We start from the raw sequence: 13,359 nt of genomic DNA on the forward strand, positions 1-13,359 counted from the left end.
GGCGGAACTCCTCGGTCTGCTGGTAGGTCAGGCTGGCGCGGTGGAAATCGTTGATGTTCCAGTCCAGCTTGGCCAGGTAACGCTTGTTCTCCAGGTTGATGCCGGTGGCGCCATAGACGCCGGGCTGCATGCCCACGTCGTTGGCGATCGAGATCGCCTGGTCGATGTCGTCCTGGGTGACGTCGCCGTTGGCCAGGCCGTCGGAGGCGGACTCGCCGCCGAAGTTCTTGATCGCCTGCTCTTCGTACGAAGCGAAGAAGAATAGCTTGTCCTTGAGGATGGGGCCGCCGAGGGTGATGCCCTTGGTCTCGTCCTTGTCGAACAGGCCGTACTCCTCGCCGTTGCGCTCGCCAACCATGCTGCTGGCGTCCTTCAGCGCGTAGTACACCGAGCCATGGAACTCGTTGGTGCCCGACTTGGTCACGGCGTTGACGGTCGCACCGACGGTGTCGGTGGTGACATCGTAATCGCTGATCTTGATGTCGTAGGCGGCAATGGTGTCGACCGAGATCGGCGAGCCGACGTAGGGCATGCCGTTGGCATTCAGGCCGAAGGGGTCGCCTTGCGACAGGCCATCGACGGAAATGGTGTTGTAGCGGTTGTTGATGCCGGCGACCGAGATGGCGCCGGAGGCCTGGTCGGTCACCTGGATCCGCGGGTCGAGGCGGGCGATATCGTCCAGCGAGCGATTGCCCTGCGGCGCCAGCGCCAGCTGGCGGCCATCGACGGAAGTGCCCACGCCCTTGTTCTGCGAGCTGAAGAGGTCCGCCGTGGCATCGGCGTAGACGGCGACGCCGCCCAGGTTGGTGACGTCGGCATTGAGGGTGGCATCGACGTCGGCGACCTGGTTCAGGCTCAGGTAGACATCGCTGTGGGTGCTGCTGCCGGCGCCTTCCTTGTTGACGGTGATCGTGTACGGGCCGCCGACGCGCAGGCCGCGGGCGCTGTAGTTGCCGTTGGCGTCGGTGACGGCGCGGCTGACGGTGCCCGATTCGACGTGGGTGATGACGACCTCGGCGCCGGCCACGGGCTGGCCGTCGGCGGCGACCACGGTACCGCCGACGCCGGCGGAGGTGCTCTGCGCGAACGCGGGGGCGGCGGCAAGCGCCATGATCAGGGCGAGCGACAGCTTGGACAGCCGGGCGTGGTTCGACCAGAGGTTGCGATGGGTCATGATGGTTTCCTGGAGCTGCTGGATTCGGTGGCGGACATGGCGCAGGCCGACTACCCGCGGGACGCAGGTGTCGGCGCTTTCAGGCATTCCCCGACCCGTGCGCCAGCGCACGGGTTAACGCCAGTTTAACACCCTACCCGGGGCCGGTGACAGGGCCATGACCGCCCGCGACCGGCCGCGCCGGCTCATCCGGCCAGCGTGGCGCCGCTGCCCAGGTAGGCAGCCAGTCCGTCCATGAACATCTGCACGGAAATCGCCACCAGCAGCATGCCCATCAGCCGCTCGATCGCGGCCAGCACGCGCCCGCCCAGCCATTTGTAGAGGTAGGTGGCCGAAAACAGGATCGCCGCGGTCGCCGCCCAGGCGAGCAGCAGGGCGAGGCTCCAGGCGCCCATGCGGTCGGGCTCCTGGCTGCCCATCAGCATCACCGCGGCCATGCCCGAGGGCCCGGCGATCAGCGGGATCGCCATCGGCACGATGAACGGCTCGCCGCCGGGCAGCTCGCCCAGCAGGCCTTCCGGCGGCGGGAAGATCATACGGATGCCGATCAGGAACAGCACGATGCCGCCGGCGATCGACACCGACTCCTGGCGCAGATGCATCAGTTCCAGCGCGTAGCGGCCACCCCACAGGAATGCCATCAGCACGCCCAGCGCGATCAGCATCTCGCGCGCCAGCACCACGCGCTGGCGGTGCGCCGGCATGCCGCGCAGCAGGCTCAGGAACACCGGGACGTTGCCCAGCGGATCCAGGATCAGGAACAGCAGCAGCGCGGCGGAGGCGATGGTCATGGCGGCAGCATCGCGGAGCGACCCTGGCTGTCGTCCTGGCGCAAGCCGGGAGCCGGCGACTGCAGCCGAGCGGCATCAAGGGGGCCGGGACTGCGCTGGCGCGGCAACGACGCGCAAGCCGGTCCCTTGCCGCGCACGGGGTAGCCGTCGGCACGCTGCGCGGCGGCGCCCATGCCGCTCACGCGTGCGGGGCCCAGACCTGGCCGCGGTGCGCGGCGCCGGCGGCCGACAGCAGTTCCACGCAGGCGCCGGCGTACGCCTCGGGTTCGCGCGCGCTGCGATCATCCTCGGCGACGAAGGCACGGCCGCGCAGGGCGGTGCGCATCGGCCCGGGCTGCAGGCCGCACACGCGCACGCGGGAATTGGCCAGTTCGGCGTGCAGCATGCCCACCAGCGCGGCCAGGCCGTGCTGGGCGATGCCGTAGCCGCCCCAGTAGGCCTGCCGCACCCGGGCGAGGTCGTCGACCGCGAACACCACCGCCGCGTCCGCGGCCTGCGACAGCAGCGGCAGGCAGGCCTGGGTGAGCCACCATTTCGTGGTCAGGCCGACGTGCAGCGCGCGCGCGAAGTCGGCCGGATCGGTGTGCTGCAGCGGGGTCAGGCCGCGGAATTCGGCGGCGCAATGCAGCAGGCCGTCGAGGCGGCCGAGCTGGTCCTGCAGCCGGCCGGCGAGCTCGGCGTAATCGTCGGGCGAGGCGCCTTCCAGATCCAGCGGATACAGCAGTGGTTCGGCGCCCTCGCGCGCGATCGCGTCGTACACGCGGTTCAATTTCGGCACCCGTCGGCCGAGCAGGACCACGCGCGCGCCGGCGCGGGCGCAGGCCAGCGACGCCGCGCTGCCGAGACCGCCGTGCGCGCCGGCGACCAGCACCACGCGCCCGGCCAAAGCCTGCGCGGCCGCGGCTCCGGCCGGCCGGCCCGGGTCGGCTGCGGCCGTCGCGCTCACGCCTTCTGCGCCTCCGCCAGCATGCGCGCGAGCTCGCCGGACTCGAGCAGCTCCAGGGTGATGTCGCAGCCGCCGATCAGCTCGCCGTTGATGAACAATTGCGGGAACGTCGGCCAGTTGGAATAGCGCGGCAGGTTGGCGCGGATTTCCGGCTCTTCGAGCACGTTGATCGTGTACAGCTCGCCGGCGCCGGCGGTCTTCAGCGCCTGCACCGTGCGGCTGGAAAAACCGCACATCGGGAACTGCGGCGTGCCCTTCATGAAAAGCACCACCGGATGGCCTTCGACCTCGGCCTGGATCCGCTGCGACACCTGCATCGCTGTCTCCTGCGTTGCGCCGCTGCCGGCATTGACGGGCCGGCAACGGGACGTGGGGGTAGAATTGCCATTGTAAGACTTCCCAGACCTCAGTTCGCCCTGAGCCCAGGCCCGCAGGGCCGGAGTCGGAGGGCTGCCCTCGACTACGGGCTGGTCCTTGGACTTCGCGCCTTCGGCGCTGCGCTCAGGACGAACGGGATTCCTGCCCTCTTCCGATACAGGAGCCTGCCATGGCCATCGAACTGCCTGCCCTGCCCTACGCCCGCACCGCGCTGGAGCCGCACATCTCCGGCGAGACCCTGGATTACCACTACGGCAAGCACCACAAGGGCTACGTCGACAATCTCAACAAGATGATCGCCGGCACCGAGTTCGAGGCGATGCCGCTGGAGGACATCGTGCGCAAGGCGCAGGGCGGGATGTTCAACAACGCCGCGCAGATCTGGAACCACAGCTTCTACTGGAACTGCCTGTCGCCCAATGGCGGCGGCGAGCCCGGCGGCAAGGTCGCCGACGCGATCGCCAAGGGCTTCGGCAATTTCGCCAAATTCAAGGAACAGTTCAGCGACACCGCGGTCAAGACCTTCGGTTCCGGCTGGGCTTGGCTGGTGCAGCGCCCGGACGGTTCGCTGGCACTGGCGTCCACGCCCAACGCCGCCACCCCGCTGACCGGCGAGGACACCGCGCTGCTCACCTGCGATGTCTGGGAGCACGCCTACTACATCGACTACCGCAACGCACGGCCGAAGTACGTCGAGGCGTTCTGGAACCTGGTCAACTGGGATTTCGTGGCGTCCAACATGCGCTGAGCGCGATCGGCGCCTGCGTGACGCGAACGGCCGGGGAAACCCGGCCGTTCCGCTTTGCGGGAAGCGGGCAGTGATCCGCTCCGGTCGCGCCGCGGACCGAAAGGCAGAACGTGCCGGGCGGGGCACGGAGCCGTACGTCGCAGCCGACCGCGACCGCACCGCCGGCCCCCTCATCCGCCCTGGCGGGCACCTTCTCCCCGCAAGCGGGGAGAAGGGACGGCGTCGCTCTCGCTCTCGCCCAGCAAACGGGGAGAAGGAACAGCGTCGCTCTCGCCCAGCACGCGGAGAGAAGGAACAGCGTCGCCCTCGCTCTCGCCCAGCACGCGGGAAGAAGGAACAGCGTCGCTCTCGCTCTTGCCCAGCACGCGGGGAGAAGGAACGGTGTCGCCCTCGCCCCGCGGAGCGGGGAGAGGGACAGCTTCGCGCAGCGAAGCAGGGTGAGGGGTGCGTCGCGCGTTTGTGGAAGTGCGTCCGGCCGCGCTGCGTCGCCCTCAGGCGTCGTATGCGCGCAGGCGTTCGAGCACCGACGCGACCTGCGCCTGGCGCTCCAGCGCCTGGCCCACGCGCTGCAGCGATTGCGCCAGTTCGACCGCCGCATCGGCGCGCAGCGTGGCGTGGCCGACCTTGCGCCCGGCACGCGGCGACTTGCCGTAGTCGTGCCAGTGGCCGCCGGGTTCGCACAGCACCGCCGCCGGATCGGGCATCGCGCCGATCCAGTTGAGCATGCAGGCGGTGCCGACCATCCGGGTGTCGCCCAGCGGCAGGCCGAGCACCGCGCGCAGGTGGTTCTGGAACTGCGAGGTCTCGCTGCCCTCGATGGTCCAGTGGCCGGAGTTGTGCACGCGCGGCGCCAGTTCGTTGGCCAGCAGCTGACCGTCCTTGCAGAACAGTTCCAGCGCGAACACGCCGACGTAGTCCAGCGCTTCGGCCAGCTTGCGGGCGTGGGCAATCGCCGCCGCGGCCAGCGCAGGCGTGACCGCGGCCGGCGCCAGACTCGCCGAAAGCACGCCGTCGACGTGCCAGTTTTCGGTCAGCGGCCAGCTGCGGAAGCCACCGTCGCGGCCGCGCACCGCCACCACCGACAGTTCGCGCTGGAACGGCACGAACGCTTCCAGGATCAGGCCCACGGCCGGCGCCTGCGGGCCGAGCGCGGCCCACGCGGCGTCGGCATCGCCGGGCGTCCTGATCCGGAACTGGCCCTTGCCGTCGTAGCCCAGGCGGCGGGTCTTGAGAACCGCCGGCGCGCCGATGTTCGCGATCGCGGCATCGAGCCCGGCGCGCGAGTCGATCGCGGCGAACTGCGGCACCGGGATGCCGAGTTCGCGGAACAGGGTCTTCTCGGCCAGCCGGTCCTGCGCGGTCGCCAGCGCGCGCGGGCTCGGGAACACCGGCACGCGCTCGGTCAGCCAGCGCGCCGATTCGGCCGGCACGTTCTCGAAATCGAAGGTGGCCACGTCGATGCGCGAGGCGAATTCGGCCAACGCCGCCTGGTCGCGATAGTCGCCCACGACCATCGGCGCGCACTGCCCGGCGCAGGCGTCGCCGGCGGTGTCCATCACCAGGAAGCGCAGGCCCAGCGGCGCACCGGACAGCGCCAGCATGCGGGCCAGCTGCCCGCCGCCGAGGATGCCGACGGTGGTCATGCGCCGCGGCCCCCGAGGGTCATGCGAAATCCGGGGATGGTCATGCTGCATTGCTCCTGTGTTCTGGAACCTCGACCGCGTCCGCGCGGCTGCCGCGGCGCCGGCGCAGGTTGAAGGGCGCACCGCCCGCCGCGCCTTTCGACTTCGGCGCGGCGTGCCCGCGCTGCGGAGGAACGGCGCCGGCGCTTGCCGCGCGCATCACTTGCGCGGGTCGTCGTGGTCGGCGACCTCGGCGGTCTGGCGCGCGCGGAAGGCCGCCAGCGCCGCGGCGATGTCCGCATCGCCGTGCGCCAGCAGCGCCGCGGCGAACAGCGCCGCGTTGGCGGCGCCGGCGTTGCCGATGGCGAAGGTGGCGACCGGCACTCCGGCCGGCATCTGCACGATCGACAGCAGCGAATCCAGGCCGTTGAGCGCCTTGCTCTGCACCGGCACGCCGAGCACCGGCAGCGCGGTCTTGGCCGCGAGCATGCCCGGCAGGTGCGCGGCGCCGCCGGCGCCGGCGATGATCGCGCGCAACCCGCGCGCCTGCGCCGTGACGGCGTAATCGAACAGCGCGTCCGGGGTGCGGTGGGCGGAGATCACGCGCACCTCGTGCGGCACGCCCAGCTGCGCCAGCCGGTCGGCGGCGTGCTGCATCGTGTCCCAGTCCGAGCGCGAACCCATCACCACGCCGACCCGCGGGGCGGCTTGCGTCGAGCTTGCAGGATTGGAAGACATGGCTCTCCCCGGTCGCGAACACGTATTCTAGCGGCCCGTGCCGGTCTTCACACCGGCGCTCGCCGCGCGGGCCCGACCGGTCCGTGCGCGACACGCCACCGATAGAGGCTCACCCGATGGACCGCAAGCTGCTCGACATCCTCGCCTGCCCGGCCACCCGCCAGCCGCTGGCGCTGCTCGACAAGGCCGGGCTGGAGGCGCTCAACCGCGCGATCGCCGCCGGCGGCGTGCGCCGCGTCGACGACAGCGCGCAGACCGCGCCGCTGCGCGAGGCGCTGGTCACCCGCGACCACAAGCTGGTCTACCGCATCGACGACGGCATCCCGGTGCTGCTGGTGGAGGAAGCCATCGCCACCGCGCGGATCCCGGATTTTCCGAAGCAGTGAGCACGGCCGCTGCGCCGCCGCCGGCGGAGCTGGTCGACGCCGACGTCGCCCGCGCCCTGGCCGAGGACCTGGGCAGCGGCGACGCCACCGCCGAGCTGCTGCCCGACGTGCCGGACGTCGCCTATCTGCTGTGCAAGGAGCCGGCGGTGGTCTGCGGCCGCCCCTGGTTCGACGCCTGCCATCGCGTGCTGGATCCGGACGTGCGCATCCACTGGCGCGTGGCCGAGGGCGCGCGCGTCGCCGCCGGCAGCGTGCTGGCCACCCTCGCCGGCCGCAGCCGCGCGCTGGTCAGCGCCGAACGCACCGCGCTCAATTTCCTGCAGACGCTCAGCGGCACCGCGACCGTCACCGCGGCCTATGTCGACGCCGTGCGCGGCGCCCGCGCGCCGGCGCCGGATCCGCGCATCCTCGACACCCGCAAGACCCTGCCCGGCCTGCGCCACGCGCAGAAGTACGCGGTCCGGGTCGGCGGCGGCGACAACCACCGCATGGGCCTGTACGACGCAGTGATGCTGAAGGAAAACCACGTCCGCGCCGCCGGTTCGATCGGCGCCGCCATCGCCGCCGCGCGCGCGCGGCACCCGGCGCTGCCGCTGATCGTGGAGGTGGAAACGCTGGCGCAGCTGCGCGAGGCGCTGACCGCCGGCTGCGACCGCGTCCTGATCGACGACTTCGATGCCGCCACCCGGCGCGAGGCGGTACGCATCGCCGCGGCCGCGCCGTTCGCCGGCGCGATCCCGCTGGAGGTGTCCGGCGGCGTCGACCTCGACGGGCTGCGCGCGATCGCGCGCGACGGCGTGGACTGCATCTCGATCGGCGCACTGACCAAGCACGTGCGGGCGATCGACCTGTCGATGAAGCTGGGCGAGCCGCCGCACTGAGCCGCGCCGATCGGCGGCGGTGGCGGACCCCGCGAGAAGGTCAGCGCAGCAACGCCGCCATCCAGATCGCGGCCAGGCCGGCGGCCGCCAGTCCGACCCACCACCACGGCGAAATCCGCGCCGGCGCGTGCACGGGCGCCTCCGCGGCGGGGGCTGCCGCCGGTTCGGACGCCTGCGCGGGCGCGGTCAGGCGGAAGCGCAGGGTGTCGAAGCCGATCTCGTCGCCGGGCGCGGCGAACCCGTGCTGCACGCGCTTGCCGTTGATGAAGCTGCCGTTGGTCGAGCCCAGGTCCTCGACCTGGACCCCGCCGTTGGTCGGAATCAGGCGCGCGTGCTGGCGCGACAGGCCGGCTTCGTCCATGCGCAGGTTGCATTCCGGCGCGCGCCCGACCAGGGTCGGCCCGAGCAGCGCATGGGTGCGCCCGAACGCCTCCCCGGAGACGCCGCGCAAGGCGTACCGGGGCAGCACCGGCCGCACCGCGGTGGCGCCGGGATCGTCGTTGGCCGGGGCCGGCAGCGGACCGATGTGCTGGCGGGCCGGCGCCGCGGCCTCGAGCGTGGCCAGCCGCGCCTGGATGCCGTCGAAACTCACGCTGTCGCCCGGGCGCAGCGCGATCAGGCCGTCGACGCTGCGGCCGTTGACGCTGACCGTGGTGCCGTGCGGCACCTGCAGCATCACCCCGTGCGCGGTCACGTGCAGTTCGCAATGCTGCGGCAGCACGCCCGGGCGGTCGAGCACGATGTTGGCCTGCGGGTCGGAACCGACGCGGTTGATGCCCGGACCGAGCAGCACCTGCGGGTGTTCGCCACCGGGAAAGACGAGTTTCATGCGGTTCACCGGTCCGTGCATGGCGGGAAGAGGCAGCGCGCGGCGGCAGGGCGGCGGCTCCGCGGCATTCTAGCTTGCCGAAACCGGCACCAGACCGCACATTGCACGCATGCCGAATCTACTCGTCCTGATGATCTGCATTGCGACCGCGGTCGCAGTCTGGAGCGCGGCCCGCGCCGCCGCCGAGCGCGCCGAGGCCATGGGCCGCGACGCCTGCCGGGCCGCGGGCGTGCAATGGCTGGACCAGACCGTGCACGCCGACGGCCTGCGCCTGCGCCGCGGCGAGAACGGCCGGCTCGGGCTGGAGCGCAGCTTCCGCTTCGAATATTCCGAGGATGGCAGCGACCGCCACGTCGGCCGGCTGGTGCTGCGCGGCGGTCAGCTGATCGCCTTCAGCGGACCGGTGCGGGCGACCCAGGCGGTGACCCTGCACTGAGTGCGGGACTACGGCTCGGCTTGCTGCCGGTGACAGGCTGAAGAGTTCGCGGCTTCAGCCGCGCACCGCTGGTGCGGGCGCCATGCTTTTTCGCAGGAGCGCCGCAGCCCGCGACGCTCTTGCGCGGCGGATCGCGGCTTACGCCACTCCTGCGGGGCCGAAATCGTCCAGAAGGGCCCGCGACCGCACGCCTGTCCCGGACCTGTCGAAAGCTCTCGCCTACTTGACGATCCGCAGGTGCGCACCGCGCTTGGGCGCGGGCGGCCCGTCGCCGCCATCGTCGGGGGGCAGTCCGTCGGCGGACGCGGCCTCCGCGCCGGCGTCCGGCTCCGCCGTGCTCGCGTCCTCCGGCAGCGCCATGCCCTGCCCGGTCTCGCGCGCATAGATCGCCAGCACCGCCGCCACCGGCACGATCACCGCCTGGCTGACGCCGCCGAAGCGCGCGGTGAAGGCCACCGCGTCGTTGCCCATGTCCAGGTGCGCGACCGCGCGGTCGGCGATGTTGAGCACCACCTTGCCGTCCTTGATCGTGTGCGCCGGCACCCGCACGCCGGCGCAGGTCGCGTCGACCAGCAGGTGCGGCGTCATGCCGTTGTCGGCGATCCATGCGTACAGCGCCCGCAGCAGGTACGGGCGGTGACTGGTCATGCCGGGCGCGGCGGTATCGCTCATGGCGGCAGTGTAGCCGCTGCCGCCGCCGGCGGCCTGTCGCGGGACGCGGCGGCAGCCACCGGCGCACCGCGGGTGCGACGGGTCCGCGACTGCCGTCGCCCCCGGCCGATCACGCCCGGGCGGGTCGCTACGCCGGGAGCTCGCGCAGGTTCTTCTCCTGCGGGGTCAGGCTGCGGGCGAAGCCGGGGTTGCGGAAGATGCGGTTGCCGTAGTCCTCGATCGCCTTGCCGTCCCTGGGCAGGCCGATGCCGAGCGAATCCAGGCGCCAGATGATCGGCGCCATCGCGCAGTCGGCCAGGCTCATCTCCGGGTTGAGGAAGAACTTGCTGGCCTTGAACAGCGGCACCGACGCGGTCAGCAGCTCCTTCAGGCGCTTGCGCCCGGCTTCCGCCTGGGCCTTGTTGCCCAGCTGGATCGCCTGCACCTGCGGCACCCAGTCGTGCTCGATCCGCAGCATCGCCAGGCGCAGGCGCGCGCGCGACAGCGGATCCACCGGCATCAGCGGCGGGTGCGGGTAGCGCTCGTCGAGGTATTCGCAGACCACGCTGGCGGCGTACAGCACCAGCTCGCGCTCCACCAGCGTGGGCACGGAGTGGTAGGGATTGAGGTCGATCAGGTCTTCCGGCGGGTTCTGCGGATCGACCGGGATGAAATCGTAGGTGACGCCTTTCGCGGCCAGCACCAGGCGCACGCGATGGCACAGCACGTCGTCGACGGAAGAAAACAGGGTCAGGGCGTTACGCATGCGCGGACTCGTCGCCATCATGGGCTTCTCCGGCGACCGGAACCGCCGGCCGCACCGGCGCCGCCTGCCCCTTGCAGGCGGTCGCCACGGTTCCCGAGCGCGACCCGGCAAAAAAGCCTGCGCCGGCCCGGCGCGGGCTTTTCCTGCGCAAGTCCGCGGAGGGGGGCGCGGAGGCCTGCGACGGGGTTCGCGATTACTTCACGTCGCGCCAGTATTCCTTCTTCAGCAGGAACGCCAGGAACGTGAAGAACGCCAGGAACAGGAGCACCCACACGCCCAGGCTCTGGCGCTTGAGCGCGGCCGGCTCGCCGACGTACTCGAGGAAAGCGGTGATGTCGCGCGCGGTCTGGTCGAACTGCGCGGGCGTCTGCGTGCCCGGCTGCGCCAGCACCAGCTTCTCGACCGGGCGTTCGCCGGTGGCGTCGGCCGGGCCGTACTCGGCGTGCTGCAGGCCCTGCATCTCCCACAGCGGGTTGGGCATGGAGACGTTGGGGAACAGGGTGTTGTTCCAGCCCAGCGGGCGCGACTCGTCCAGGTAGAACGACTTCAGGTAGTTGTAGATCCAGTCGCTGCCGCGCACGCGCGCGATCACGCTCAGGTCCGGCGGCGCCTTGCCGAAGAAGCGGGTGCCGTCGTCCTCGGTCAGCGCCACCCGGATCTGCTCGCCGGCCTTGGCGCCGGTGAAGTTGAGGTTGTCCTGCACGTCCTCCTCGCTCAGGCCGAGGTCCTCGGCCATGCGCGAGTAGCGCATGTACTTGAGCGAATGGCACCCGGAGCAGTAGTTCATGAAGTCGCGGGCGCCGCGCTGCAGCGACGCCCGGTCGCCGAGGTCGGTGCCCGCCTGCGGCAGGTGCGCGCCTTCGGCCGCCATGGCCGGGGCGGCGCCCAGCCCGGCGCCCAGCAGCAGGCCCGCGAACAGCACGAGGATCTTCTTCAAGACACGTTCCCCACAAGACGACTGGCTCTTCGAAAAGCCCGCGCGCCGCGCGGACTGCCGCACAGGGACCTGCACATGCCTACTCATGCGTCGTCACCCGTTCCGGCACCGGCTTGGTCCTGTCGAGCCTGGTCCACAGCGGCATGGAGATGAAGAACGCGTAGTAGAGGAAGGTCAGCACGCGGCCGATGATCGTCTCCACCGGATCGGTGCCCGGGCCGGCGCCGATCTTCATCAGCCACACGAAGGAGACCACGAACACGCCCAGCATCAGCCACGACAGCTTGCCGCGGTAGCGGTAGGACTTGACCTTGCTCTTGTCCAGCCACGGCACCAGGAACAGCAGCACGATCGCGCCGAACATCACCAGCACGCCCCACAGCTTGATGCCGAAGAACGACGGCACCACCCGCAGCATCGCGTAGTACGGGGTGAAGTACCACACCGGCTTGATGTGGGTCGGCGTCACCAGCGCATTGGCCTCGGTGAAGTTGTCGTGCTCCAGGAACCAGCCGCCGAAGGTCGGCGCGAAGAAGATGATGAACGCCGCCAGCATCAGGAAGAAGCCGACCCCGACCAGATCCTTGACCGTGTAGTACGGGTGGAACGGGATGCCGTCGGCGGGCGCGGTGGTCGACCAGCGGTTGCCCTTCGGGCCCTTCTTGATCTCCACGCCGTCGGGGTTGTTGGACCCGACCTCGTGCAGCGCGCCCAGGTGCAGCACCACCAGCAGCAGCAGCACCAGCGGCAGCGCGATCACGTGCAGCGCGAAGAAGCGGTTGAGGGTGGCGTCGCCCGGGTTGTAGTCGCCCATGATCCATTCGGTCAGGCCGTTGCCGACCACCGGGATCGCGCCGAACAGCGAGATGATCACCTTGGCGCCCCAGAACGACATCTGCCCCCACGGCAGCACGTAGCCCATGAAGGCCTCGGCCATCAGCACCAGGTAGATGGTCATGCCCAGCAGCCACACCAGCTCGCGCGGCTTCTTGTAGGAGCCGTACATCAGCCCGCGGAACATGTGCAGGTAGACGACGACGAAGAACAGCGAGGCGCCGGTGGAGTGCATGTAGCGGATCAGCCAGCCCCACTCCACGTCGCGCATGATGTACTCGACCGAGCCGAAGGCCTCGGCCGCGCTCGGCTTGAAGTGCATCGTCAGGAAGATGCCGGTGACGATCTGGTTGACCAGCACCAGCAGCGCGAGCGAGCCGAAGAAGTACCAGAAGTTGAAGTTCTTCGGCGCGTAGTACTCGGTCATGTGCTTGCGGTACATCGGCATCATGCCGGGCGCGCGCGCGTTGACCCAGTCCATCACGGTGTCGGCGGTACGGGTGATGATGTTGGCCATGGCTTATGCCGCCCCCTGCGGATCGACGCCGATCACCAGCGTGGTGTCGTTCTCGAAGTGGTACGGGGGCACCGGCAGGTTGGCCGGCGCCGGCTGGCCGGAGTAGACCCGGCCGGAGAGGTCGTAGCGGGACTTGTGGCAGGGGCAGAAATAGCCGCCCTTCCAGTCCGGGTCGAACGGCTGCGGCGCCAGCTCGGGCACGAACTCCGGGGCGCAGCCCAGGTGGGTGCAGACCGCGATTAGCACCAGGTACTCGGGCTTGATCGAGCGGTATTCGTTCTTGGCGTACTCGGGCTGCTGGTCGGTGTTGTCGGACTTGGGGTCCAGCAGCAGCTTGTCCATGGTCGGCAGCACGTCCAGCATCGCCTTGGAGCGGTGCGCCACGTACACCGGCTGACCGCGCCACTTCAGCGTCAGCTGCTGGCCCTCCGGCAGCGCGCCGATGTCGGCGGTGACCGGCGCGCCGGCCAGCTTGGCCTGCGCGCTCGGATTCCACGACTTGATGAACGGCACCGCCGCAAAGCCGGCGCCCACGGCACCGACCACGGCCGTGGTCGCGGTCAGGAACCGGCGTCGGCCCTGGTTTTCGACCCCATCATTGCCCATCAGGCACTCCGCAAAGACTCGATGTTCGGACCCGTCCGCCTGCGCCACGCGCGACAACGCGCTCCGGCCGGCGGCCGCAAAGACGGGAAGTGTAACGGAACGTGAATTAGGCCGACAAC

At 70.6% G+C, this 13,359-nt stretch carries 16 protein-coding genes; 4 read left to right on the top strand and 12 right to left on the bottom strand.

The features are described 5' to 3' along the window. From D0Y53_RS00625 to grxD, 4 genes are all read right to left on the bottom strand, one after another. Positions 1 to 1,174: TonB-dependent receptor (locus tag D0Y53_RS00625; RefSeq protein WP_233511573.1), on the bottom strand; the 1,174-nt coding region annotated here is incomplete at its 3' end. A gap of 185 nt (positions 1,175 to 1,359) precedes the next feature. Continuing rightward, entirely contained in the window at positions 1,360 to 1,965 is a 606-nt protein-coding gene (locus tag D0Y53_RS00630) for a MarC family protein (RefSeq protein WP_117201183.1), read from the bottom strand. 178 nt (positions 1,966 to 2,143) lie between these two features. Continuing rightward, positions 2,144 to 2,911, bottom strand: coding sequence for an SDR family NAD(P)-dependent oxidoreductase (locus D0Y53_RS00635; protein WP_233511574.1), 768 nt, complete (start codon positions 2,909 to 2,911; stop codon positions 2,144 to 2,146). Then, positions 2,908 to 3,228, bottom strand: coding sequence for a Grx4 family monothiol glutaredoxin (gene grxD, locus D0Y53_RS00640; protein WP_117201184.1), 321 nt, complete (start codon positions 3,226 to 3,228; stop codon positions 2,908 to 2,910). The genes D0Y53_RS00635 and grxD overlap by 4 nt, the downstream gene beginning before the upstream one ends. A 230-nt stretch (positions 3,229 to 3,458) precedes the next feature. On the opposite strand from grxD, the gene D0Y53_RS00645 reads away from it, so the two are divergent. After that, positions 3,459 to 4,037 carry a superoxide dismutase gene (locus D0Y53_RS00645; RefSeq protein ID WP_117201185.1) on the top strand — a complete coding sequence of 193 codons (579 nt, stop codon included), beginning with the start codon at positions 3,459 to 3,461 and terminating at the stop codon, positions 4,035 to 4,037. A gap of 491 nt (positions 4,038 to 4,528) precedes the next feature. Here D0Y53_RS00645 and D0Y53_RS00650 read toward each other — a convergent pair whose 3' ends face one another. Beyond that, positions 4,529 to 5,680 carry a 5-(carboxyamino)imidazole ribonucleotide synthase gene (locus D0Y53_RS00650; protein ID WP_117201186.1) on the bottom strand — a complete coding sequence of 384 codons (1,152 nt, stop codon included), beginning with the start codon at positions 5,678 to 5,680 and terminating at the stop codon, positions 4,529 to 4,531. A 198-nt stretch (positions 5,681 to 5,878) separates the two neighbouring features. Then, a complete protein-coding gene (purE, locus tag D0Y53_RS00655; RefSeq protein WP_117201187.1) occupies positions 5,879 to 6,397 on the bottom strand; it encodes a 5-(carboxyamino)imidazole ribonucleotide mutase in 519 nt (172 codons plus the stop codon). A gap of 116 nt (positions 6,398 to 6,513) precedes the next feature. On the opposite strand from purE, the gene D0Y53_RS00660 reads away from it, so the two are divergent. Both D0Y53_RS00660 and nadC read left to right on the top strand, forming a co-directional pair. Next, positions 6,514 to 6,783: a Trm112 family protein gene (locus D0Y53_RS00660; protein WP_117201188.1), complete on the top strand. Its 270-nt coding sequence runs from the start codon at positions 6,514 to 6,516 to the stop codon at positions 6,781 to 6,783. Next, the gene (nadC, locus tag D0Y53_RS00665; protein ID WP_117201189.1) at positions 6,780 to 7,664 is read left to right on the top strand and encodes a carboxylating nicotinate-nucleotide diphosphorylase; all 885 of its coding nucleotides are present in this window, start codon (positions 6,780 to 6,782) and stop codon (positions 7,662 to 7,664) included. Before D0Y53_RS00660 ends, nadC begins: the two co-directional genes overlap by 4 nt. 40 nt (positions 7,665 to 7,704) lie before the next feature. Here nadC and D0Y53_RS00670 read toward each other — a convergent pair whose 3' ends face one another. Continuing rightward, a complete protein-coding gene (locus D0Y53_RS00670) occupies positions 7,705 to 8,493 on the bottom strand; it encodes an FHA domain-containing protein (protein WP_158550543.1) in 789 nt (262 codons plus the stop codon). Positions 8,494 to 8,602: 109 nt separating this feature from the next. Here D0Y53_RS00670 and D0Y53_RS00675 point away from each other — a divergent pair, with 109 nt between their 5' ends. Beyond that, a complete protein-coding gene (locus D0Y53_RS00675) occupies positions 8,603 to 8,929 on the top strand; it encodes a DUF3301 domain-containing protein (protein WP_117201191.1) in 327 nt (108 codons plus the stop codon). A gap of 219 nt (positions 8,930 to 9,148) precedes the next feature. Here the strand turns inward: D0Y53_RS00675 and D0Y53_RS00680 are convergent, their stop codons facing one another. From D0Y53_RS00680 to petA, 5 genes are all read right to left on the bottom strand, one after another. Next, positions 9,149 to 9,601 carry a ClpXP protease specificity-enhancing factor gene (locus D0Y53_RS00680; protein ID WP_199491979.1) on the bottom strand — a complete coding sequence of 151 codons (453 nt, stop codon included), beginning with the start codon at positions 9,599 to 9,601 and terminating at the stop codon, positions 9,149 to 9,151. A gap of 127 nt (positions 9,602 to 9,728) precedes the next feature. Continuing rightward, positions 9,729 to 10,364, bottom strand: coding sequence for a glutathione S-transferase N-terminal domain-containing protein (locus tag D0Y53_RS00685; RefSeq protein ID WP_117201384.1), 636 nt, complete (start codon positions 10,362 to 10,364; stop codon positions 9,729 to 9,731). 175 nt (positions 10,365 to 10,539) lie between these two features. Beyond that, positions 10,540 to 11,217, bottom strand: coding sequence for a cytochrome c1 (locus D0Y53_RS00690; protein WP_233511596.1), 678 nt, complete (start codon positions 11,215 to 11,217; stop codon positions 10,540 to 10,542). Positions 11,218 to 11,362: 145 nt separating this feature from the next. Then, positions 11,363 to 12,634, bottom strand: coding sequence for a cytochrome b (locus tag D0Y53_RS00695; RefSeq protein WP_117201193.1), 1,272 nt, complete (start codon positions 12,632 to 12,634; stop codon positions 11,363 to 11,365). A 3-nt stretch (positions 12,635 to 12,637) separates the two neighbouring features. Beyond that, positions 12,638 to 13,240, bottom strand: coding sequence for a ubiquinol-cytochrome c reductase iron-sulfur subunit (petA, locus tag D0Y53_RS00700; protein WP_117201194.1), 603 nt, complete (start codon positions 13,238 to 13,240; stop codon positions 12,638 to 12,640). Positions 13,241 to 13,359 lie beyond the last annotated feature (119 nt).

Source organism: Cognatiluteimonas weifangensis (assembly GCF_003416885.1).
In the GTDB taxonomy this organism is placed as follows: Bacteria; Pseudomonadota; Gammaproteobacteria; order Xanthomonadales; family Xanthomonadaceae; genus Cognatiluteimonas; species Cognatiluteimonas weifangensis.

Coding starts and splice junctions, on each gene's coding strand:
- D0Y53_RS00630 (WP_117201183.1), bottom strand. CDS start 1,965: ATGACCATCGCCTCCGCCGCGCTGCTGCTGTTCCTGATCCTGGATCCG.
- grxD (WP_117201184.1), bottom strand. CDS start 3,228: ATGCAGGTGTCGCAGCGGATCCAGGCCGAGGTCGAAGGCCATCCGGTG.
- D0Y53_RS00645 (WP_117201185.1), top strand. CDS start 3,459: ATGGCCATCGAACTGCCTGCCCTGCCCTACGCCCGCACCGCGCTGGAG.
- D0Y53_RS00650 (WP_117201186.1), bottom strand. CDS start 5,680: ATGACCACCGTCGGCATCCTCGGCGGCGGGCAGCTGGCCCGCATGCTG.
- purE (WP_117201187.1), bottom strand. CDS start 6,397: ATGTCTTCCAATCCTGCAAGCTCGACGCAAGCCGCCCCGCGGGTCGGC.
- D0Y53_RS00660 (WP_117201188.1), top strand. CDS start 6,514: ATGGACCGCAAGCTGCTCGACATCCTCGCCTGCCCGGCCACCCGCCAG.
- D0Y53_RS00670 (WP_158550543.1), bottom strand. CDS start 8,493: ATGAAACTCGTCTTTCCCGGTGGCGAACACCCGCAGGTGCTGCTCGGT.
- D0Y53_RS00675 (WP_117201191.1), top strand. CDS start 8,603: ATGCCGAATCTACTCGTCCTGATGATCTGCATTGCGACCGCGGTCGCA.
- D0Y53_RS00680 (WP_199491979.1), bottom strand. CDS start 9,601: ATGAGCGATACCGCCGCGCCCGGCATGACCAGTCACCGCCCGTACCTG.
- D0Y53_RS00685 (WP_117201384.1), bottom strand. CDS start 10,364: ATGGCGACGAGTCCGCGCATGCGTAACGCCCTGACCCTGTTTTCTTCC.
- D0Y53_RS00690 (WP_233511596.1), bottom strand. CDS start 11,217: ATGGCGGCCGAAGGCGCGCACCTGCCGCAGGCGGGCACCGACCTCGGC.
- D0Y53_RS00695 (WP_117201193.1), bottom strand. CDS start 12,634: ATGGCCAACATCATCACCCGTACCGCCGACACCGTGATGGACTGGGTC.
- petA (WP_117201194.1), bottom strand. CDS start 13,240: ATGGGCAATGATGGGGTCGAAAACCAGGGCCGACGCCGGTTCCTGACC.